Annotated in this window: 18 protein-coding genes; 12 read left to right on the top strand and 6 right to left on the bottom strand. The window is 70.7% G+C overall.

The genetic code is table 11. From position 1 onward, the window contains the following. From ACTB72_RS13030 to ACTB72_RS13015, 4 genes are all read right to left on the bottom strand, one after another. A partial coding sequence (locus ACTB72_RS13030; protein WP_463037429.1) for an ABC transporter permease subunit occupies positions 1-831 on the bottom strand: 831 nt, incomplete at its 3' end. Position 832: 1 nt separating this feature from the next. Next, a complete protein-coding gene (locus ACTB72_RS13025; protein ID WP_463037428.1) occupies positions 833-1,021 on the bottom strand; it encodes a hypothetical protein in 189 nt (62 codons plus the stop codon). After that, the gene (locus ACTB72_RS13020) at positions 1,018-2,943 is read right to left on the bottom strand and encodes an extracellular solute-binding protein (protein ID WP_463037427.1); all 1,926 of its coding nucleotides are present in this window, start codon (positions 2,941-2,943) and stop codon (positions 1,018-1,020) included. Before ACTB72_RS13020 ends, ACTB72_RS13025 begins: the two co-directional genes overlap by 4 nt. A gap of 703 nt (positions 2,944-3,646) precedes the next feature. Then, complete coding sequence (locus ACTB72_RS13015) at positions 3,647-4,474, bottom strand: metallophosphoesterase family protein (RefSeq protein WP_463037426.1); 828 nt, start codon at positions 4,472-4,474, stop codon at positions 3,647-3,649. Between the two features lie 280 nt (positions 4,475-4,754). Here ACTB72_RS13015 and ACTB72_RS13010 point away from each other — a divergent pair, with 280 nt between their 5' ends. The 5 genes from ACTB72_RS13010 to ACTB72_RS12990 all read left to right on the top strand — a co-directional run bounded on the left by ACTB72_RS13010 (position 4,755) and on the right by ACTB72_RS12990 (position 10,031). Beyond that, positions 4,755-6,035, top strand: coding sequence for an extracellular solute-binding protein (locus ACTB72_RS13010; RefSeq protein ID WP_463037425.1), 1,281 nt, complete (start codon positions 4,755-4,757; stop codon positions 6,033-6,035). Further along, on the top strand, positions 6,032-6,997 hold the full coding sequence (locus ACTB72_RS13005) for a carbohydrate ABC transporter permease (protein WP_463037424.1): 966 nt from the start codon (positions 6,032-6,034) through the stop codon (positions 6,995-6,997). The genes ACTB72_RS13010 and ACTB72_RS13005 overlap by 4 nt, the downstream gene beginning before the upstream one ends. A 5-nt stretch (positions 6,998-7,002) precedes the next feature. Further along, complete coding sequence (locus tag ACTB72_RS13000; RefSeq protein WP_463037423.1) at positions 7,003-7,824, top strand: carbohydrate ABC transporter permease; 822 nt, start codon at positions 7,003-7,005, stop codon at positions 7,822-7,824. 3 nt (positions 7,825-7,827) lie between these two features. Further along, on the top strand, positions 7,828-8,940 hold the full coding sequence (locus ACTB72_RS12995; RefSeq protein ID WP_463037422.1) for an ABC transporter ATP-binding protein: 1,113 nt from the start codon (positions 7,828-7,830) through the stop codon (positions 8,938-8,940). Between the two features lie 146 nt (positions 8,941-9,086). Beyond that, positions 9,087-10,031, top strand: a complete 945-nt coding sequence (locus tag ACTB72_RS12990) for a LysR substrate-binding domain-containing protein (protein ID WP_463037421.1) — start codon at positions 9,087-9,089, stop codon at positions 10,029-10,031. A 420-nt stretch (positions 10,032-10,451) separates the two neighbouring features. Here ACTB72_RS12990 and ACTB72_RS12985 read toward each other — a convergent pair whose 3' ends face one another. Beyond that, complete coding sequence (locus tag ACTB72_RS12985; RefSeq protein WP_463037420.1) at positions 10,452-10,658, bottom strand: hypothetical protein; 207 nt, start codon at positions 10,656-10,658, stop codon at positions 10,452-10,454. A 299-nt stretch (positions 10,659-10,957) separates the two neighbouring features. Here ACTB72_RS12985 and ACTB72_RS12980 point away from each other — a divergent pair, with 299 nt between their 5' ends. Further along, positions 10,958-11,188: a hypothetical protein gene (locus tag ACTB72_RS12980; RefSeq protein ID WP_463037419.1), complete on the top strand. Its 231-nt coding sequence runs from the start codon at positions 10,958-10,960 to the stop codon at positions 11,186-11,188. A gap of 240 nt (positions 11,189-11,428) precedes the next feature. Here the strand turns inward: ACTB72_RS12980 and ACTB72_RS12975 are convergent, their stop codons facing one another. Next, complete coding sequence (locus tag ACTB72_RS12975) at positions 11,429-11,569, bottom strand: hypothetical protein (protein ID WP_463037418.1); 141 nt, start codon at positions 11,567-11,569, stop codon at positions 11,429-11,431. A 570-nt stretch (positions 11,570-12,139) separates the two neighbouring features. On the opposite strand from ACTB72_RS12975, the gene ACTB72_RS12970 reads away from it, so the two are divergent. The 6 genes from ACTB72_RS12970 to ACTB72_RS12945 all read left to right on the top strand — a co-directional run bounded on the left by ACTB72_RS12970 (position 12,140) and on the right by ACTB72_RS12945 (position 21,572). Continuing rightward, positions 12,140-13,339 (top strand): PQQ-dependent sugar dehydrogenase, encoded by a 1,200-nt coding sequence (locus ACTB72_RS12970; protein WP_463037417.1) that lies wholly within the window; start codon positions 12,140-12,142, stop codon positions 13,337-13,339. A gap of 547 nt (positions 13,340-13,886) precedes the next feature. Beyond that, positions 13,887-15,041, top strand: coding sequence for an efflux RND transporter periplasmic adaptor subunit (locus tag ACTB72_RS12965; protein ID WP_463037416.1), 1,155 nt, complete (start codon positions 13,887-13,889; stop codon positions 15,039-15,041). Positions 15,042-15,152: 111 nt separating this feature from the next. After that, positions 15,153-18,371 (top strand): efflux RND transporter permease subunit, encoded by a 3,219-nt coding sequence (locus ACTB72_RS12960; protein WP_463037415.1) that lies wholly within the window; start codon positions 15,153-15,155, stop codon positions 18,369-18,371. Positions 18,372-18,871: 500 nt separating this feature from the next. Then, a complete protein-coding gene (locus tag ACTB72_RS12955; RefSeq protein ID WP_463037414.1) occupies positions 18,872-19,492 on the top strand; it encodes a hypothetical protein in 621 nt (206 codons plus the stop codon). Continuing rightward, positions 19,489-19,680, top strand: coding sequence for a hypothetical protein (locus ACTB72_RS12950; RefSeq protein ID WP_463037413.1), 192 nt, complete (start codon positions 19,489-19,491; stop codon positions 19,678-19,680). Before ACTB72_RS12955 ends, ACTB72_RS12950 begins: the two co-directional genes overlap by 4 nt. Then, a complete protein-coding gene (locus tag ACTB72_RS12945; protein WP_463037412.1) occupies positions 19,677-21,572 on the top strand; it encodes a heavy metal translocating P-type ATPase in 1,896 nt (631 codons plus the stop codon). The genes ACTB72_RS12950 and ACTB72_RS12945 overlap by 4 nt, the downstream gene beginning before the upstream one ends. Positions 21,573-21,721 lie beyond the last annotated feature (149 nt).

The following is a 21,721-nucleotide window of genomic DNA, read 5'->3' as shown; positions in this document are numbered from 1 at the left end:
GTTGCGGAACACGTGGCCATAGAGGATCTTGCGCTCGGTCAGCCCCTTGGCGCGCGCGGTCATCACGTATTGCTTGCGGATCTCGTCGAGGAACGAGTTTTTCGTGAGCAAGGTCAGCGTGGCGAAGCCCGAGATCGACATCGCCAGCACCGGCAACGCGATGTGCCACAGGTAGTCGACGGCCTTCTGCGGCCAGGACATCTGCGCGAACCCGTCCGAGGTCAGTCCCCTGAGCGGGAAGGCCTGAAGGTAGGAGCCGCCGGCGAAGAAGATCAGCAGCATCACCGCGAAGAGAAACCCGGGAATCGCGTAGCCCACGATCACCACGCCCGACGTCCACGCATCGAAGGTCGACCCGTCGCGCACCGCCTTGCGGATGCCGAGCGGGATCGACACCAGATAGCTCAGCAGCGTGGTCCACAGCCCGAGGCTGACCGAGACCGGCATCTTCTCGAGGATCAGGTCGATGACGGAGATCGAGCGATAGTAGCTCTCCCCGAAATCGAACTGCACGTAGTTCCAGATCATCAGGCCGAAACGTTCCAGCGGCGGACGGTCGAAGCCGAACTGCTTTTCGAGCTCCTTGATGAAGTCGGGATCGAGCCCCTGCGCGCCGCGGTATTCGGAACTGGCCGCCCCGCCGCCGCCGCCCGCCTCGCCCTGGCCGCCGCCCGAGAAGCGGTCGGTGGACGAGTTGGGGTCGTTGAGCTGCGAGATGATCTGCTGCACCGGGCCGCCGGGGGCGAACTGGATGACCGCGAAATTGATCGCCATGATCCCCAGCAGAGTGGGGATCATCAGCAGGATGCGGCGGAGGATGTAGGCGCCCAACTCAGCCCCGGGTCCGGTCATGGCGGTGGCGACGCGCGCTTTCGCGTTCGCCGTCGCGGTCGCGCCGCTCGTCGTCGTCGGCGCGCACGGGGATCGGCCGGGGCCGCTCGCCCCCGCCGCCCAGGGATGTGGCGGCCGCGGCCACCGCGCCGGCCAGGCCGATCAGGATCATCGCTTCTTCCGGGGTCACAGCGCGCCCTCCGCTTCCAGCTTCGCGGCTTTTTCCTCGTCCCACCACCAGTAGCCGTCGCCGCGCGCGTAAGGCGGCTGCCGGTCGGGTTTGCCGAACACGTCCCAGTAGGCGATGGTGTAACTGCCCTTGTACCAGTTCGGCGTCCAGATGTGCAGCGCCCGCAGCACGCGGTCGAGCGCGCGGGCCGCGACGTCCAGCTCCTCCCGGCTTTTCGCCGCGACGATGTCGGCGATCAGCGCGTCGACGGCGGGGTTCGCCAGCCCGGTCAGGTTCGCCGTCCCCCGCTGGTCGGCGGATTCGGAGCCGAACAGCTGGCGCAGCTCCGGCCCCGGGGTCAGCGACATCACGAAACGGCCGGGGACGACGTCGTAGTCGAAATCCTCCTGCCGCTGCTGATACTGGGCCGCGTCGACGATGCGCAGGCTGGCGTCCACGCCCATCTTCTTCAGGTTCTCGATGAACGGCGCGACGATGCGCTGGAAGGTCGGGCTGTCGTCGAGGAACTCGACCTTCAGCGTCTCGCCGGCCGCGTTGCGCCGCATGCCGTCGACCACGTTCCACCCGGCCTCCTCCAGCAGCTTCGAGGCGCTGCGCAGCAGGCGGCGGTCGGAGCCCGACGCGTCGGTCACCGGCGGGCGCACCGCCTCGCCGAAGACCGTGTCGGGCAGGTCGGCGCGCAGCGGCTCGAGCAGGGCCAGCTCCTCGGGCGAGGGCGTGCCGGAGGCGGCCATCGGCGAGTTCTCGAAGAAGCTCTCGGTGCGTTTGTAGAGACCGTAGAAGAGGGTGTCGTTCGACCACTGGAAGTCGAAGCCCATGGCCAGCGCCTCGCGGACCCGCGGGTCCTGGAACTGGGGGCGGCGCATGTTGAACCAGAAGCCCTGGGTGCCGGACGGGCGGCCGTCGGGCAGCATCTCCTGCTTCACCCAGCCTTTGCGGATGGCGGGGAAGTTGTATTCGGTGGCCCAGAGCTTGGAGAAGAACTCCTCCTGGAAGAGATACGCGCCGCCCTTGAAGGCCTCGAAGGCGGCGGTGTAGTCCTTGAAATACTCGAAGACGTAGCGGTCGAAGTTGTTGGCCCCCACGTTGGGCGCGAGGTCCTTCGCCCAGTAGTCGTCGCGGCGTGCGAACACGATCCGCCGCCCGGGCTCGGCGATGTCGACGCGATATGGGCCGGACCCGAGGATGGGATCGAGCGACGAGGCTTCGAAGTCCCGCCCCTCCCACCACTTGGCCGACAGGATGGCGAGGCCGCCGACCAGGTCGGGCAGGTCGCGGGTGGAGACGCCGTCGGCGAAGGTGAACTTCACGGTGCGGTCGTCCAGCGCCTCGGCGCCCGCCACGTCGCGCAGCCGCAGCCGGTAGGCGGGCGTGCCCTTGGTCTTGAGCGTCTCGAAGGTCCAGACCACGTCCTGCGCGGTGACCGGCGATCCGTCCGAAAACGTCGCCTCGGGCCGCATGTGGAAGGTGATCCACGACCGGTCCTCGGGATATTCGAGGGTTTCGGCCAGCAGGCCGTAGGCGGCGTCGGCCTCGTCCGGCGACCCGGTGAGCAGGGTGTCGAAGAGCGCGCCGAGGCCCTGGGCGGGCTCGCCCTTCAGAATGAACGGGTTGAGGCTGTCGAAGGTGTTCGACGCGCCGGTGCCGCGCCCCGACCAGGTCCCGCCCTTGGGCGCGTCGGGGTTCACGAAGTCGAAATGCGCGAAGTCGGCCGGGTATTTCAGTTCGCCGAAGGTGGAGATGCCGTGGGATCGGATCACCCCGTCCGCGTCCGGTCGCGCCTGGGTCGAAGCCTGGGCCTGGGCCCGGGCGAAGGGCGCGCGGCCGAGCCCCAGCCCCGCGAAAGCCGCGCCGCCCAAGAGCACGGCGCGCCGGTGCAGGCGGAACGAAGGGCGGGCCTGGTCGGCGGTCGGGTGCGGCATCGACGATCTCTCCCGGGTCACGAGGCGTGCGCTCTAAAGGGGTAGGACGCCGAACCTCCCGGTTCAAGCGCACCCGCGAGGGCGTGATCGATCCGGGATATAAGCCGCAGGACGAAAGGAGGGCCTCAAGCGCGCCGGCGGCGCCGGTTTCCGCCCCCGAAAAGCGTCCTGCGCATACCGCCCGCCGCTCGCGCGCAGGTCAGGCCGCCGCTCAGGAACCAACCGTCCGAGTGCGGTTCCCCGCCCATGGCGCGCAGGATTCCGCAGGCGAGGCTCAACGGCCGTCCCTCGCCCTTCGCGATCCGAAGATACGCCGCGCTCTGACGAAGCGCCCGCGCAGGTGCGCAAGGGTTTCGGTCTCGTCGATCCCCGGCGCCCCGACGACCATCGTCAGCCCGCCCTCCGCGGCCGACCGGAGCAGGTTGCGCGACCGCCGGATTTCCTTCCCGGCCCGGGTCATCGCGAAGCCGCCCGGCGCCGGCGGGGCTTACGCTTTTGCAAGCCTTGCGATCTCGGCGATGTGTTTTCCTTCGCCTGCGAAGCGGGTGGCGCCCTCGCGCACCGGCCTGAGGGGCGAGGCGACGCTTCTCAGACCCCTTCCGGCCCATCTTCGCGAGACGCGCGGCGATCGCCCGGTGCGCCGAAGGACGACGGGTCGGGCGCTCGGTCCTTCGGACCGTCGCCCCGCCCGCCGTCCCCCCTTTCAGCCATACATCTTGGGCAGTTGGGTGATGTCGAGATCGCCCATGCCGGCCGGGCGCACCGCTTCGCAGGTCGCCGAGCCGTCCGCGCCCAGTCGCCAGTCGAGCAGCCCGCAGACCTTGTCGCCGATCCGCGGCTGGTGGGCGTCGGGGATGAAGAAGGCCGAGGCCGGGGCCCAGCCATAGGTCACGCCCTCGGCCTGCACCTGGCGGGTCTGGTGGACATGGCCGCAGCCGACGATCTTGACCCCCGCGCCGCGGATCAGGCCCATCAGGCGGTCGCGGGCGGCCATCGGCACATAGCGGTAAGGGGTCTCGTCCGCCGGCTCGTCGGGGGCGAGGCGGAAGAGCGGCTTGTGGATGAAGAGCGCCACGGGCCCGGGGCCGGCGAGCACGCCTTCGAGCCAGTCCCATTGCGCGGCCTCTTCGGGCAGGCCGGAATTCAGCAGCTGGGCGTTCAGCCCCACAACCTGCCAGCCGGCGACGTCGGTGGCGAAGCGATCCGGCCCGAAAACCTCACCCCAGGCGGCCAGCGGCCCCGGGCCGACCGGCGAGGCGGAGACGTAGCCGCCGTCGCCCGGGTTGTCGCCGACATCGTGGTTGCCGGGCAGAACCAGCAGAGGGACGTCCAGCGCGGCCAGCCGCTCGGCCGCGTAGGCCAGTTCCGAGGGCGCGCCGGGGGCGTCGCGGGTCACGTCGCCGGTATGGACCGCCAGGTCGGGTTTTTCCGCCCGGATCCACGCCGCGAGCGCGTCGAAATTGGCGTCCACTTCGTCCTGGCCGGGGGCGAGGTGGGTGTCGGAGATCTGGACGATCCTGAGGCCGGACATGGGCGCTTCCTGTTCTGTCGCCGGGTTCGGTCCCGGCGGCGCGACCCTAACCCCGCCCGCCCCCCGCGCGCGTTGCGTATCGCGCAACAGGCGTTGCGCGATCCGCGCTCACGCCCCGCCCCCGATCCGGTCCAGCTTCCGCCCCGACGCAGCCCCCCGGCGGACCCGCCCGAACGCGGCGTCGCGAAACCGATACGGAACCGACATGGGGGCGTCGCCGCGCCCCGTCACACTCGGCCGGGGGCGCGCCCTCCGCGCCGCAGCACTCGAGGAGCGACCGATGATCGGCCCCATCACCCGCCGCATGGCCCTGCGCTTCGCCGCGATCGGCCTCGCCGCCGCCGCGACCCCGGCGCTTGCGCAGGACCCGACCGAGATCACCTTCTACCACTACCAGACCTCCAACTACGACGCGTTCCGGGCGATCCTCGACGAGTTCGAGGCCGCCAATCCGGACGTGAAGGTGCGCGACATCTTCAAGCAGTCCGAGCAGATCACCGCCGAGGTCCAGGCCGCGCTCGCCGCCGACCGGCCCGTCGACATCGCCACGGTGATCGGCAAGAACATCGTCTACTTCCTCAACAACACCGGGGCCGTGGACATGGTCGCGGCGTCGGAGGGCGACGCCGCCTGGCTCGACGCCTATCTGCCCAACTTCCTGGACCTCGGGCGCGAGGGCGAGGCGATCTACGCGATCCCCCACGCCTACGGCACGCCCATGGTCTACTGGAACAAGGACATCTTCGCGAAGGCCGGGCTCGATCCCGAAACGGCGCCGAAGACCTGGGACGAGGTGCTCGCCTTCGCCACCCAGATCCATGAGCGGACCGGGATGCCGGGGGCCGCGCATCTGCACGCCTCGATGGGCGACTACGGCACCATGGTGATCACCACCAACGCCGGGGCCGAATATCTCAGCAAGGACGGCACGCACGCCGGCTTCGACAGCCCCGAGGGGATCGCGGCCCTGCAATACTGGCAGGATCTCGCCAAATCCGGCGCGATGCCGATCGCGTCGGATCGCGAGTGGACGGCGGCGTTCTCGGGCGGGCAGATGGGGATCTACATCACCTCGTCCGCCGCGCTGCGCCCGTTCGTGGCGGCGTCCGAGGGGCGTTTCGGGCTCGGCGTCGGCAACTACCCGCTCTTCCACGACGCGCCGCGCCGGGTGAACAATTCCGGCGCCGCCCTGATGCTCTACGCCCCCGAGGGCGCGCGTCGCGAGGCGTCGGTGCGGCTGCTGCGCTTCATCTCCGGCAAGGAGATCGCGAACCGCTGGGCGCGCGAGTCCGGCTACATGCCGCTGGTGCGCGATCCGCTGACCGACCCGGCGATGGCGAAATACGTGGAGGACTTCCCGCTGGTCCGCCCGGTGATCGACCAGATGGCCGACACCGTGCCCACCGCCGTCTGGCCGGCCAAGGGGACGCTGGAGGCGCAGACCCTGATCCGGGCGATGCTCGACGAGCTCTGGGCCGCCAAGCGCCCGGCCTCCGAGATCGTGCCCGAGGTCGTGGCCGAAGTGAACGCCGCGCTCGCCGCCAACCGGCCGACCCAGTGAGCGAGGCCGCTTTCGCGGGCCCGGCGGCGGCGCGTCCCGCCGCCGCCGGGCAGGGAGGGGGCGCCGCGGCGCGCCCCCTTCGCCTGCGCCTCGCAGGCGCAGCCCCCTGGCTCTACCTCGCGCCGATGCTGCTGGGGCTGGGGATCTTCGTCTACTGGCCGCTGATCCACACTTTCGCCCTGTCGCTGACCGAGTGGAACCTGAACCCCGACCAGCCCGCGCGCTTCGTGGGCCTCGACAACTATTCCCGTGTGGCGAGCTCCACCCTGTTCGAGCACGCCTGGGTGAATTCGCTGATCTATGTGGGCGCCTCGATCCCGTTGAAGGTGCTGGCCCCGATCCCGCTGGCGGTCTTCGTGTGGTCGCTGGGCGCGCGCGGCCACGCCTACCGGGCGATCCTGTTCCTGCCGACGCTGATCAGCTTCGTGGCGGTCGCCATCGCCTTCCTGTGGATCCTGAACCCGATCTTCGGCTACGCGCGCCAGTGGCTGGGGGTCGTCGGCATCCAGCTGCCCGCGCTGCTCAACAACGCCGACACCGCGATCTGGACCATCATCGCGATTTCGGGCTGGAAGGTGATCGGCTTCAACATGCTGCTGTATCTCGCCGGTCTCGCCTCGATCAACCGGGACCTGATCGAAGCGATGCGCATGGACGGCGCGTCGGATGGCGCGATCCTGCGGAAACTGATCCTGCCGCTGCTGACGCCGACGCTGTTCTTCGTGCTGGTCTCCACCGTCATCTTCACCATCCAGCAGGTGTTCACCCCCATCGACATCCTCACCGGGGGCGGGCCGCAGAACTCGACCACCAACCTCTTCCATATGGTCTACCAGTACACCTTCGTCACCTTCGACGTCGGCGCCGGCGCGGCCGGCACGGTGATGCTGTTCGCGGTGCTGATGGCGGTGACGGCGGCGCAGATCCTCGCGCTCGACCGTCGCGTCGAATACGGGAGCTGAGGCGCATGGAGCTTTCCCGGTCCTGGCGCCTCGTCGGCCACCTGGTGCTGCTGATCTGCTGCCTCGCGGTGGCGGCCCCGGTGGCGGTGGTGCTCGCCACCGCGCTGAAATCCCCCTCCGAGGTGTTCCAGCCGAGCCTCTGGCCCGAGGCCCCGACCTTCGACAATTTCGCCACGCTCTTCGGCAAGGCGCGGTTCGCGGATTATCTGTGGAACTCGGTCGGGACCACGGTGCTGCGGGTGTCGGGGCAATTGGTCATCGCGCTGCTCGCCGCCTGGGCGTTCGCAAGGTTCGCCTTCCGGGGCCGGGACACGGTCTTCGCGATGGTGCTGGGCGCGATGATGATCCCGCATCTGCTGACCATGATCCCGGTCTACATCCTGATGGCGCGGCTTGGGTGGTTCGACACCTGGGCGGCGCTGATCGTGCCCAATCTCGCGATACCCTTCGCGGTGTTTCTGCTGCGCCAGCACATGCTCGCCTTCCCCCGCGACCTGCTCGACGCGGCCGAGATGGACGGCGCCGGCCCCTGGCGGGCGCTTTGGAAGGTGGTCGTCCCGAACCTCGCCCCGGCCCTGTCGGCGCTGACCATCATCCTCTTCGTCGAGTGCTGGAACGAGTATTTCTGGCCCCTGCTGGTGACCGAGACCGAGGCGTCGCGCACCCTGCAGATGGGCCTGCGCGAGTTCCTCGAATCCGACGGCTATTCCGATTTCGGCGCGATGATGGCAGGGGTGACGCTGGCGTCGATCCCGGCCGTCGCGCTGTTCCTGATCCTCCAGCGGCGGGTGATGGACACGTTCGTCGCCTCCGGACTGAAAGGCTGAGCCATGGCGCGCATCGCGCTTCGCAACCTCTCCCGCCGCTTCGGCGACGCCGTCGCGGTGGATGACCTGAGCCTCGAGATCGCGGATGGCGAGTTCGTGGTGCTGGTCGGCCCCTCGGGCTGCGGCAAGACCACGACGCTGCGCATGCTGGCGGGGCTGGAGCCGGCCAGCGAAGGCCGGGTGGAGATCGACGGGCGGGACGTGACCCCCCTGCCGGCCCGCGAGCGCAACCTCGCCATGGTGTTCCAGTCCTACGCGCTCTACCCCCACATGACGGTCGAGGAGAACATCGGGTTCGCGTTGCGTCTGGCGGGACGTTCCCGCGCCGACACCGCGAAAGCCGTCGCCGCGGCGGCGGGGCGGCTGGAGATCGGGCATCTGCTGGCGCGCCGCCCCCGCGCGCTTTCCGGCGGCCAGCGCCAGCGCGTCGCGGTCGCGCGGTGCATCGTGCGCGAGCCGCACGCGTTTCTCTTCGACGAGCCGCTCTCGAATCTCGACGCCCGCCTGCGCGGTTCGGCCCGGGTGGAGATCTCGCGCCTTCAGGCCCAGCTCGGCATGACCACGCTTTACGTCACCCATGACCAGGTCGAGGCGATGACCATGGCCCATCGCATCGTGCTGATGGAGGGCGGGCGCATCCGCCAGCAGGGCGCCCCGATGGAGCTCTATGAGCGCCCCGCCGACCTCTTCGTCGCGGGGTTTCTGGGCGCCCCCGCGATGAACCTGATCCCCGGGGTGATCGAACCCGGCCCCCGCGGCGCCCGCTTCGCCGCCGCGGGCCTCACGCTGCCGGCCCCCGCCGGCGCTCCCGAAGGCCCCGCCACGATCGGCCTGCGTCCCGAGGCGCTGACCCCCGGCGAGCCCGGCCCCGGAGAGGTCGCCATTCGCGGCGCCGTCGCCCATGTGGAGCGGCTGGGGGCCGAGACCGTGGTCCAGGTCGCGGCCGGGGAGGCCGGCGCCGTCGCCCTCGTCGCCCGCCTGCCGGGCGCCGCCGCCCCTGCGGTCGGCTCGCCGCTGGTGCTGCGCGCCCCGGTCTCCGCACTGCATGTCTTCGGCGCGGAGGGTCGTCGGGTGGCGTTGGAGGCGTGGGCGGAGCGGGCGCGGCAAACGGCCTGAAGCCCGGGCGGCGCGCCCGCGGTCTCGGTCGCGGCGTCGTTTCCGCGGGGTCTGGGCGGGGGGCGAGGCGCCGGAAAACGCCGCGGCGCGCCGCCACCTCGCCCGACTGCAATAAAACCGCCGCAGGTCTCCGCTATGCTGGGCTCATGCTCCGCAAAGCGCCTCCGCTGGAATCGATCGAAGTGTTCGTCGCCGCCGCGAGGGCGGGGTCGTTCCGGGCGGTGGCGCGCGACCTCGCGCTCAGCCCCTCCGCCGTCAGCCGGCGCATCGCGGGGCTGGAAGGGTTTCTGGGGCGCGCGCTTTTCGACCGTGCCGCCCCCACGCCCCGGCTCAACGCCGAGGGCCGCGCCTATCTCGCCGCGGTCGAGCCCGCCATCGCCGCGATCCGCGAGGCGACCCTGGCGCTGGAGCGCGACGCCGCCGGGGGACGACCGCTGCGCATCGCCGCCTCCCATTCCTTCGCCTCGAGCTGGCTCTTCCGCCGCCTCCCCGACCTCGCCCGCGACCATGGGATCGAGGTCGATGTGGCGCCGACCCGCGATCCGGACGCCCTGCGCTCCGGCGCCGTCGATCTGGCGATCTGGGGCGGGGCCGAGGCCCCGGCCTCGTGCTGGTCCGAGCCGCTCTACGCCTCGCGCGCCGCCCCGGTCTGCCTGCCTCGCCTCGCCGACGGACGCGCGGCGCCGAGCGGCGAGGACGACCTCGCCGAACGGGTGCTGATCGGCGTGTCGGAGCCGGGCGGCTCGTGGGAACGGTGGTTTTCGGCGGGCGGCGGCGGGCCTGCGCGGCGCGACCCCGGGCGACGGCGCATCGACTTCCCCACCCAGCAGCTCGCCTACGAGGCGGCCGCGGCCGGCCTCGGCGTGGCGCTGGCGGCGCCGCTGATCTCCGAGCCCTATCTGCCCGCCCGCGGTCTCGCCCCCTGCGCCGAGGCGCGCGCCATCGGCAGCGTCCACCGCCTGTGCCGCGCGGCCGACCGGCGGCCCTGGACCCCGTCGGAGCGGCGCTTCGCCCTGTGGATCCGGGCGGAGGCCGCCCGTTCCGCCGCGCTGTTCGAGCGTTCCGCCACCTGCGCCCCCGTCGCCGCCTGAAGCGAGGTCGCCGTCCGGATCGCGGCGTCGCCCGCCCGCGCTGCGGCGTGTGGGGCGGCCCTGCCGACCGCCTCGCCCCCCCTTCGCGCCGCCCATGATCTCGTCCGCCGAAGGGGCGCACGCGAGCCGTCCGGGCATGTGGCGTGGATGCGATCAGGCTCGTCTCCGGCGGCCACAGGCCCGAAGCCCCTGCAACCTTCGGGACGTCGGGTGGATCGGCGCAATCCGCCCGTGGAACGAGGCCGGCGCCTCGGCAGGTTGCCATCATGCCTATTTAAGGTGTTGATTTTAATCAATCATACGCAGGGTTGAAAATCTCTACCCACAAATTACCCATGACCGAACGCCCCTGAAAGCGGCCCTCCCGGCGCTGCGACAGGTCGGAAACGATCATGCGAACGTGAAGGGGGCCGAACGATCCTACGGCCAATCGTCCTGCTTCCCCGCCATTCGGGCGTCGTCTTCTTTCTTCCGATGCGCTTCCCATCCTTGCCGTTTGATTTCACGGGCTCGTTCGTCCATGCGGTCAGACATGCGGGCGAAGTAGCGTCCTGAAAAATACATGGCGGGCCAAGAAATGACGGCGGCAAGGGGCATATGTGCCCAGAAGATGATGAGCAATACCAAGACTACGTCCGCAACTCATACTCCATTCACCATTTCAACGCAAAAATCGACAAATCGCACGAGCCAATCAGGCCAATTATAGGAGCGGAAGGGGGCCAGCATGACGCCAAAATCAACAACGATTTAAGGAAAAAATAGATTATATACTTTTCTATGACTTCCCCGCTTTCGGTGCAGCTATGACCTTACACGATAACCGCGACGAAAAAACCGCCCTATCGCCGCTACCGACCGCAGTTGCTTCGCCACTAATTTAAAGACAGAATGCGAACTTAACCCGAACTTTGAAGGGGTGAAGCTTGCGATACTATCTTCATGGCGACCAAAAGGAAGACGACGCTTCGCTTTGGTTCTGCGCCCGCTGCGATGCTTTCGTTGCCGAAGCCCATTTTCACGAAAGCCACCACGACGAAAGCCGCGTGACGAACTACGACCGCTACCTTGACGAAAAGAAGCGTCTTCCGGCTTACATGAAGAACACCAAGGGCAAATTTCACCGCCCGCCGAACCCGCCCAACTGTCTGGCATAAAAAAAAGACCCCCGAAATCTTGCGGTAACGGGGGCCAGGCGGCTTCCATAGTGGCCCTGCGGAAGAACTCAGAAGGCGGCTGCAAGGATGCCCACAAGGGGCGCGTCGGGGTCGATGCCCGCAGCGGCGCAAGGTGGCCCCTGCGGCATCCCGCAGCACGGCTGCAGCGGGGAAATCGGGCCGTCCCGCCCCTGCCAGCCAAGCGATGCGCTGCGTCCTGTCAGACAGCCCGGGTCGCCCCTAAGCCATCGGCCCATCCGCCAGGTCTTCGGCGCCCATGTCTTCGACCGCTTCTTCTTCGACGACGTCCGCGTTCCGGTTGAAAACCGGGTGGGCGGGGAGAACGCCGGCCGGTCCATCGTCACGGCGCTGCTGGAGCATGAACGCCCCTGTTCCTCCCGCCGCACCGAGGTGCTCAGCTTGCGCCCTCGGTCCGGAAGAGGTCAGGTCTGCGATGGCTTGATCCATCGATGCGTTCGCGCCGGTTTCCGCGGCGGCAATCCTCGGGCGGAGGGCGCGGCCGTCGAGCGTTTCTGCGAGATGACCGCTGATCGGCCCCGCGCGGCCTCGCCCAGCGGCCCCGTCCGCATCGAGGCGGAAATGCCGGAGATCGAGGCCGGCGGCCCCTCCGTGGCTTTCGGAGATTTCGGGCGCGCCGCACGATCATCGCCCGGCCGGCGTCAAGGCGCTGCGCGATAGCCGCCTGTCGCAGCCGAAGACGCGCTTCCATCGCCTCGATTTCATGAACGCCGAGGCCACGGCGGCGCCTGCGCCCGACCGAGCCCGCGAGCCGCGTTCCCGTGCCGGGCCCGAAGCCGTGCGGGACGTCGGGGCGGCGCGCGCACGGATTGATGATCGGCGCGGATCGCGCTTGCCGCCTCCCGGCGCTGGACCCGGGGCTGCGGCGGCGCATGTTGGAGTTCACCCTTCTCAATGACGGACGAGGCCCGCATGACCCCCTCCGCCCCCTTCCGCGCGCTGACCGCGCTCGCTCTTCTGACCGGCCCCGTCGCGGCCCAGGACTTCAACGCGGCGCCCCCCAACGTCCCCGAACAGCGCCCGGCATTCGAGGGGCAGACCCGCGCCCCGGTCCTGCCCGCCGAGCCCGCCCTGACCGTGAGCCCCCTCGTCGAGGGGCTGGAGCACCCCTGGGGCATGGCGCGCCTGCCCGACGGCGCCTGGCTGGTGACCGAGCGGCCCGGCCGCCTGCGGAGGGTCTCGCCCGACGGCGCCCTGTCCGAACCCGTCGCGGGCCTGCCGGCGGTCGATGCGGCCGGGCAGGGCGGCCTGCTCGACGTCGCGGTGCGCGACGACTTCGCCGGGGACCGGCGCGTCTGGTGGAGTTTCGCGGAGCCGCGCGACGGCGGCAACGCCACCGCCGTCGCCACCGGCCGCCTGTCGCAGGACGGCGCGCGGATGGAGGACGTGCGCGTGATCTTCCGCCAGCAGCCCGCCTGGCGGTCGGACAAGCATTTCGGCTCCCGCCTCGTCTTCGCCCCCGACGGGATGCTGTTCGTGACCACCGGCGAGCGGTCCCTCCCCGAACCCCGCCGGCTGGCGCAGGACGTGGGGACCCATCTCGGCAAGGTGTTGCGCATCGATCCCGAGGGCGGGCCCGCCGCCGGCAATCCCGCGATCCCCGGCGGGCTTCCCGAGATATGGTCCTACGGCCATCGCAACCTGCAGGCCGCAGCCCTCGGCCCCGACGGCGCGCTCTGGATCATCGACCACGGGCCCCGCGGCGGCGACGAGTTGAACCGGCCCGAGGCCGGGCGCAACTACGGCTGGCCGGAGATCACCTATGGCGAGGCCTATAGCGGCCGCCCGATCGGCGAGGGCCTGACCGCGGCCGAGGGCATGGAGCAGCCGCTCTACTATTGGGACCCGGTGATCGCCCCCTCCGGCATGGTGTTCTACGACGGGCCGATGTTCCCCGACTGGCAGGGCGACATCCTCGTCGGCGCGCTGGCGGGTAAGGCGTTGGTGCGGCTGGACATGGACCTCGATGCGAGGCGCGTCACCGGCGAGGCGCGTCACCTGACGCGCGAGGTCGGCCGGGTGCGCGACGTGGCGCTGGACGCCGACGGCGCGGTGATCTTGCTGATCGACGCCGCCGACGGCGCGATGCTGCGGGTCACCTCCGCCGACTGAACGACGCGCGCCGGCGGCTTTGACGAGCCGCCGGCGCCAGGGTTCATCGCGGGCTTTTTGGCGTCGAGCCGAAGGCGGCGGATTTTCGACGGCGCCGCCGGGATCGCGACGCAGCCGTTCCCGCTGGAAATGGCGCGGCGAAAGCGGCCATGGCGCGGCGATGGCCGGTAGCGGGTGGCGAACGCCTTGCGCCGCCCCTCGGCACGCGGATCGAGCAGGTCGTATCCGGCCCAGCACCGGAAGCGGGCGAGGAGGACGTCGCGGGTCCCGACCCCGTCCTCCCGCGCCTTCGCGGCGAATGAACGCCCCTCGACATGCGGCGCCCCCTCACCGGCGCACGCGTCGCCCCCAGGGCGGGATGCCCTGTCGCTTGTTTGCAACGCAGCACGCCCTTAGGTTTACGTAGCGTTCGCTCCTCTTAACATCGTGGGGCGCCGCCACCATTTCGCCCTGATCGCTCCGGGCCCGCCTGACTGAACCCGAGCCAGTCCTTCCCGGCCGAGGCCCTTCCCTCGGCGCCCGCCCGCCCAGACCAGGAGAGCCCGAGTTGACCCAGACCTGGCGTCTCGCCGCCGCGGCGTTTCCGGCCGCCCTCGCGCTTCTCGCCCCGCCGGGCGCGCTCGCCCAGGGGGCGCCTGACGCCCCGCCGCCGGTCACCGTCGCCCATCCCGTGGTGCGCGAGATCGTGGAGGACGACGAGTTCGTCGGTCGCTTCGCCGCCGCGGCCGAGGTCGAGGTCCGGGCCCGGGTCGGCGGCTATCTCGAAGCCGTGCATTTCGATGACGGCGCTCTGGTGGAGGCCGGCGACCTGCTGTTCACCATCGACCAGCGCAAGTTCCGCACCTATCTCTCACAGGCCGAAAGCCAGGTGGCGGTGGCCGAGGCGAGCTTCGCTTTCGCCTCCGACCAGCTGACCCGGGCCGAGTCGCTGGTGCGCAACGGCAATATCGCCCAGTCGGTGCTGGATGAGCGGCGCGAGCGGCAGCTCGCCGCCCAGGGCGCGCTGGAGCAGGCCCGCCAGGCGGTCACCCAGGCCAGCATCGACCTCGAATATTCGGAGATCCGCGCCCCCATCGCCGGGCGCATCGGCCGCAAGCTGGTGACCCCGGGCAACCTGGTGCAGCAGGACGCGACGGTCCTGACCTCCATCGTCTCCATCGACCCGATCCATTTCTACTTCGACATCGACGAGCGCTATTACCTCGCCTACGCCCGCGACGCCCGCGCCCGGGGCGGCAGCCTTCAGATGGGCGGCGGCGGCCTGAAAGTGACCGTCGCCACCGCCGACCGCAGCATCGGCGAGCGGGAGGGCGTGCTCGACTTTTCGGAGAACCGTCTGGATGCGGAAGCCGGCTCGATGCGGGTGCGCGCGGTGCTGGACAATGCCGACGGGGTGCTGACGCCGGGGCTCTTCGGGCGGGTGAACGTGCCGGGCTCGCTGCCCCATCCGGGCGTGCTGATCCCCGACGAGGCCATCGTCGCAGACCAGAACCGCCGGCTGGTGATGCTGGTCGACGATGCGGGCAACGTCTCGCCCCGTCTGGTGCGGCCCGGGCCGCGGCTCGACGGCTACCGGGTGATCCGGGAGGGGCTGGACGGGTCCGAGACCGTGGTGATCGAGGGGCTTATGCGGGCCCGCCCCGGCGCGGTGGTGACGCCTGAGAGGGTCGAGCTGCCCCCCGTCGCCGCGGCGGGGAACTGAGCGATGACCCCGCACGCCCCCATTCCGCGGGCCACGCTTCGCGCCGCGCGCGCCTGATTTCAGACGTCGCGCCCGGCCCGCGCCGGACGCATTCCAGACCCGATCCAAGCCATGCCGTCACCGGCGCGCCGGCCCAGACCGCGCCCGCCTCCGCCCAGGAGATCCGCCATGGGACGTTTTTTCGTCGACCGACCGGTGCTCGCCTCGGTCATCTCCATCGTGATCACGCTGCTCGGCCTGCTCGCCTATTCTCGGCTGCCGGTGGAGCAGTATCCCGAGATCGCCCCGCCCTCGATCGTGGTGCGCGCGGCCTATCCCGGCGCCGACGCCGAGACCGTGGCCGCCACCGTCGCCACCCCGATCGAGCAGGAGGTGAACGGGGTCGAGGACATGCTCTACATGTCCTCCTATTCCACCGCCGACGGGGCGATGGCGCTGACCGTGACCTTCAAGCTCGGCACGGATCTGGATAGCGCCCAGGTGCTGGTCCAGAACCGCGTCGCCATCGCCGAGGCCCGCCTGCCCGAAGAGGTGCGCGCGCTCGGCGTGACCACCACCAAGTCCTCGCCGGACCTGATGATGGTGGTCCACATGCTGTCGCCCGACGCGAGCCTCGACCAGCTCTACGTCTCCAACTACGCCCGCGCCCGGATCCGCGACCAGCTGGTGCGGCTCGAAGGGGTCGGCGACCTGACCATCTTCGGCGAGCGCGAATACGCCGCCCGCGTCTGGCTCGACCCCGACCGGCTGGCGGCCTTCGGGCTGACCGCGGGCGATGTGGTGGCGGCGCTGCGCGAGCAGAACGTGCAGGTTTCCGGCGGCTCGCTCGGCGCGCCGCCCAACGAAAGCGGCTCGGCCTTCGAGATCGCGGTGACCACGCAAGGCAGGCTCGAGGAGCCCAAGGAATTCGGCCAGGTGATCGTGCGCGCCTCGGGCGACGGGCGGTTCATCCGGGTGCGCGACGTGGCGCGGGTGGAGATCGGGGCGCGGTCCTATGTCTCCAACGCCTATCTCGACAACAAGCCGGCGGTGGCGCTGGGCATCTTCCAGCGCCCCGGCGCCAATGCGCTGGAGACGGCCGACCAGATCCGCGCGGTGATGGAGGCGGCCGCCGCCGACTTCCCCCCCGGCCTCGCCTATGAGGTGGTCTACGATCCGACGCAGTTCATCTCGGCTTCCGTCGACGCGGTCTACCACACCATCTTCGAGGCGGTGGCGCTGGTGATCCTGGTGGTGATCATCTTCCTGCAGTCCTGGCGCACCGCGCTGATCCCGCTGCTGGCGATCCCGGTGTCGCTGATCGGCACCTTCGCGGCGATGCTGGCCTTCGGCTATTCGCTCAACCTGCTGACGCTGTTCGGGCTGGTGCTCGCCATCGGCATCGTGGTCGACGACGCCATCGTGGTGGTGGAGAATGTGGAGCGCAACATCGGCCTCGGCATGTCGCCGCGCCGCGCCGCCAAGCGCACGATGGAGGAGGTGGCCGCCGCCGTCGTCGGCATCGCGCTGGTGCTGATCGCGGTGTTCCTGCCGACGATCTTCGTGCCCGGCATTTCCGGACAGTTCTACGCGCAGTTCGCGGTGACCATTTCCATCGCCACGGCGATCTCGGCGCTGAATTCGCTCAGTCTTTCGCCTGCGCTGGCGGCGATCCTGCTGCGTCCGCACAAGGTCCATGGCGAAGGCCCGCGGCGGTCCTGGCCGGTGCGCATGCTCGACGGCGCCGCGGGGGGCTTCAACCGCGGGTTCGACCGCATGTCGCACGGCTACGCCTGGGTGGTGCGCCGCATCGCCGGGTCCTGGCCGGCGCTGGCGGCGATGCTGCTGATCTTCGCCGGGCTGATCGGGGCGACGGTCTGGATGGGCAAGGTCGTGCCCACCGGCTTCATCCCGCAGATGGACCAGGGCTACGCCATCGTGGTGATCCAGCTGCCCGACGGCGCGAGCCTGGAGCGGACCGACAAGGTGGTGCGCGAGGCGTCGGAGATCGCGGTCACGGTGCCGGGCGTCGCCAACGCCGTGGCCTTCTCGGGCTTTTCGGGGGCGACCTTCACCAACGCCTCCAACCAGGGGGTGATCTTCACGCCCTTCGCCTCGTTCGAGGAACGCGACGAGGCCGGCCGCCCCGCCGGCGCGATCATCGGGGAACTATACGGCCGTCTTCAGGAGCTGCGCGCGGCCTTCGTGATCGTGGTGGCCCCGCCCTCGGTGCGCGGCGTCGGCACCGGCGGCGGCTTCAAGCTGCAGCTGCAGGACCGCGAAAGCGCCGACATGAGCCGGGCGCTGCAGACCGCCTACCGGATCATGGGCGAGGCGCAGAAGAACGGCGACGTGACCGGGGTCTACACCACCTTCTCGGCCGGGGCGCCGCAGGTCTATCTCGATATCGACCGGGTCCGGGCCCAGATCCTCGACGTGCCGATCGGCGCGATCTTCGAGACGCTGGCGATCAATCTGGGCTCCACCTACGTCAACGATTTCAACGTCTACGGACGGCTCTTCCAGGTTCGCGCCCAGGCCGAGCAGCAATACCGGATGGAGCGCGACGACATCGCCAACCTGAAGGTGCGCTCCGCCTCCGGCGCGCTGGTGCCGCTGGGGACGCTGGTGGAGATCCACGACGCCGCCGGCCCGCAGCTGGTGCAGCGCTACAACATGCTGGTCTCGGTGCCGGTCAACGGCGAGGCCGCGCCCGGCAAATCCACCGGCGAGGCGCTGGCGGCGATGGAGGCGATGGCCGACGAGATCTCGCCCCCCGGGATCAGTTCGGAATGGACCGAGCTCGCGCTGCAGGAGAAGTCGCAGGGCGGCGGGGCCGCGTGGATCTTCGCGCTGTCGGTGCTGTTCGCCTTCCTGGCGCTGGCTGCGCTTTACGAAAGCTGGGCGCTGCCGGTGGCGATCGTGCTGATCGTGCCGCTGTCGGTGCTGGCGGCGCTGATCGGCGTGCATCTGCGCGGCATGGACAACAACGTGCTGACCCAGGTCGGGCTGATCGTGCTGGTGGGGCTGGCGGCGAAGAACGCGATCCTGATCGTGGAATTCGCCCGCCAGGCGCAGCGCGAACGCGGGCTCTCGGCGCTCGACGCGGCGGTGGAGGCGAGCCGCCTGCGCCTGCGCCCGATCCTGATGACCGCCTTCGCCTTCATCCTCGGCGTGGCGCCGCTGGTCTGGTCGACCGGACCGGGGGCCGAGATGCGCCAGGCGCTGGGCACGGCGGTGTTCTCGGGCATGCTGGGGGTGACCGTCTTCGGCCTGTTCCTGACGCCGGTGTTCTACGTGACGCTGCGCAAGATCTTCCCGGTGCGGATGCCGCATCGCGACGAGGACTGAGCGCACCGGCCTTTTGGCAGGACCCGGCCCGGCGCGCTCCTTCGCGCCGGGCCGTTTCGCGTCAGGGGGCGCCGGCCGTCGATCGGGGACGTGGCGGGCGACGTCGGGCCGGGCTCGGCGCGCGCCGGGATTCGTAGGCGCGGGCCTGCGTGGATCGGGCTGATCGAGATCAATTCCTCCGACGCGCCTTCGGCTCATGGTGTCGACGCAAGGGCGCATGAGCGAGCGGCCCGGCGACCGTCTCCTTCCCAACCAGACGCGAGATGAGCCGCAATGGAATGCCACCGCTCCGACAACGAGAGTCCGATGGGGGAGGCAGGCGGGTCTCGCGACTTGATCGGGCCCGATGAGCCCGACCCGCCGGCGGCCTCTCGGCTTGCGATGATCGGATCAAGGGCCGGCGCCCAAACGCGTCGGCCCGGCGCGCGGCGCAACGGCCGGACGCCGGGATCGGCGGCCGGCCCAGGGTTTTCGCCCCGCAAATCATCCGGCGCGCCGGGATGACCGCGCTCCAGCTCTTCGCGCTCATCGGCGCCGCCACGGCGCTGCGACCCCTGTTCGGGGTCCTCCTCGTCGTCTGGCGTTCGAAACGCATGGCCTTGGGCGCGAAGCCGGATGCGGCGCCCGGTCCTGACGCCGTGCAGGGGCGGGACTATGACCATGCCGGGTTCCTCGACGTCGATCTTCTGAAGCGGGCCCTGCCGCATGGCCGCCATGCGTTCTATGTCTGCGGTCCCGACCCGATGATGCAGGCGCTGATCCCGGCGCTCAGGGACCGGGGGGCGGACGAGGCGGAGATCCATCGCGAGTCCTTCGGGCCGCCGACCGCCGCGCCGAAACCGCTGGCCCCGACGAGCGCCGGCCCGGGGCCTTGCATCGGCTTCCTCCGCTCCGGCCGGGTGCTGGACTGGACGGGGCAGGATGCGAGCCTGCTCCACGACGCCGAACGCCACGCCGTTCAGGTCGACTCCGGCTGCCGCAAGGGCGGCTGCGGCCTCCGCGAGACCCGGCTGATCTCGGGCCGGGTGACCAGCGCGCCCGCGCCGGATCGCGACATCGCACCAGGCCGCTGTCCGCTGTGCATCGCCGCCCCCGTCGCGGCGTGGGAGTTGGACGCATGATCTTGAAGGGCGGTCTGCTGAGCCGGGAGGTGGCGCCGTTCTGCCTGTCGCCGCTGGCGCTACGGGCGGCGGCGCGGCTGGAGGCGCGCTGCGACGCCTGTCAAGCCGTCGTCGACATCGGCCTCGCCTCGACGCGCCGTCATCGCCCCCCGCGCGGGGCCGCCCCGACAGGAAAGCCCGACGCATGAACGCCTTCTTTCAGGACCGCCTGAAGACCTCGCTGCTCGCCATCGCCGCGCTCGGCCTCGTCGCGGGGCTCGGCCTGCTGGCGGCCGGGGCGCCGGGGCCGGCGGGGGTCGCCTGGGCGGCGGGGGTGGTCCCGGTGTTCGCGGCGCTGGTGGTCGAGATCGGGCGCAGTCTGGCGAAGGGCGAGGTCGGGCTCGACATTGTCGCGGCGCTGTCGATGTCGGCGGCGCTGCTCTTCGGCGAAACGCTGGCCGCGGCGGTGGTCGCGCTGATGTATTCCGGGGGCGCGTTCCTCGAAAGTTTCGCCGAAGGCCGGGCGAGGCGGGAGATGAGCGACCTGCTGTCCCGCGTCCCCCGCACCGCCGCGCGCCGCCGCGACGGCGCGCTGGAGGAGACGCCGCTCGATGCCATCGTCCCCGGCGACCTGCTGCTGATCCGGCAGGGCGACGTCGCCCCGGTCGACGGTGCGCTGGAAAGCGAGGGGGCGATGCTCGACCTTTCGGCGCTGACCGGCGAGTCGATGCCTGTGCGTCTGAGCCGCGGCCAGGAGGTGATGAGCGGCGCGACCAATGCCGGCGACGCCTTCGACCTGCGCGTCTTCCGCGCCGCCGCCGACAGCACCTATGCCGGCATCGTCCGGCTGGTCGAAGCGGCGCAGGAATCGAAAGCTCCGATGGCGCGGATGGCCGACCGCTGGTCGCTGATGTTCCTCGTGGTCGCCATCGCGCTCGCGGCCGCCGCCTGGGGACTGTCCGGCGATCCGATCCGGGCGGTGGCGGTGCTGGTGGTGGCGACGCCGTGCCCGCTGATCCTCGCGGTGCCCGTGGCGCTGGTGGCGGGCCTGTCGCGGGCGGCGCATTTCGGGGTGCTGATCAAGGGCGCCAAGCCGCTGGAGGCGCTGGCCCGGGTCCGGACCCTGATCCTCGACAAGACCGGCACGCTGACCGAAGGGCGCCCGCGGATCGTGTCGATCGAGACGCGGGGCGCGCTGAGCGCGGACGAGATCCTGCATTTCGCCGCCGCGCTCGATCAGGCCTCCAAGCACCCCATCGCTCAGGCCATCGTCGCGGCGGCGCGTGCGCGCGGCGTGGCCCTGCCGGTCCCGCAGGACCTGGTCGAGACCCCCGGCGAAGGCGTGACGGGGACCGTCGAGGGCCGCAAGGTGGCGGTGGGCGGCGCAGGCTTCGTCGCGGCCGAGGTCGGCGCGCCGCAGATCGACGCGGAGGTCGCGCAGGCGGGGTCGGTGATCGTGGCGCTGGGCGTCGACGGGCGCCTCGCCGGTCATCTGGTGATGGCGGATGCGCTGCGCGAGGGCACGGCGGAACTGCTGGCCGGTCTGCGCCGGCTCGGCGTCGCGCGCATCCTGCTTGCGACCGGCGACCGCCGCGCTGTGGCCGAGGCGGTGACCGCGGGCCTCGGTCTCGACGGGGTGCGCGCCGACCTGACCCCGGACCAGAAAGTGCTGCTGGTGCTGACCGAGCGCAAGAACGGCCCGGTGATGATGGTCGGCGACGGGGTGAACGACGCCCCGGCGCTCGCCGCCGCGGATATCGGCGTCGCGATGGGGGCGCGCGGCGCCGCCGCCTCGGCCGAGGCGGCGGACGTGGTGCTGCTGGTCGACCATCTCGACCGTCTGCTGCCGGGAATCGAGGTGGCGCAGCGGTCGCGGCGGATCGCGCTGCAAAGCGTGGTGGCGGGCATCGGCCTGTCGGTCGTCGGGATGATCGCGGCCGCGCTGGGCTATCTGACCCCGGTGCAGGGCGCGCTGCTGCAGGAGCTGATCGACGTGGCGGTGATCCTCAACGCGCTGCGGGCGCTCAGGATCGAACCGGGGCGCATCGCCTCGGCCGGCGGCGCGCCCGGGACTGCGGACGAAGTTCGTGTCCCCCCCTGATCCGCATCAGCGCTGGCCGCGGCGCGTCCTGCGTCCATGTCCCGGACCTGCCCATGGGAGATCTGAATGTCACGCAGCGCGCTTTGTCGCCTCGTCTCCGCCGTCGCCTTCCCGCGCGGGGCCGATCCGCAGACCAGATCGGAAGAGCA

This window comes from Albimonas sp. (assembly GCF_055129145.1).
The sequence above is the reverse complement of the archived record's forward strand: the minus strand, read 5'-3'. Positions and strand labels throughout refer to the sequence as shown.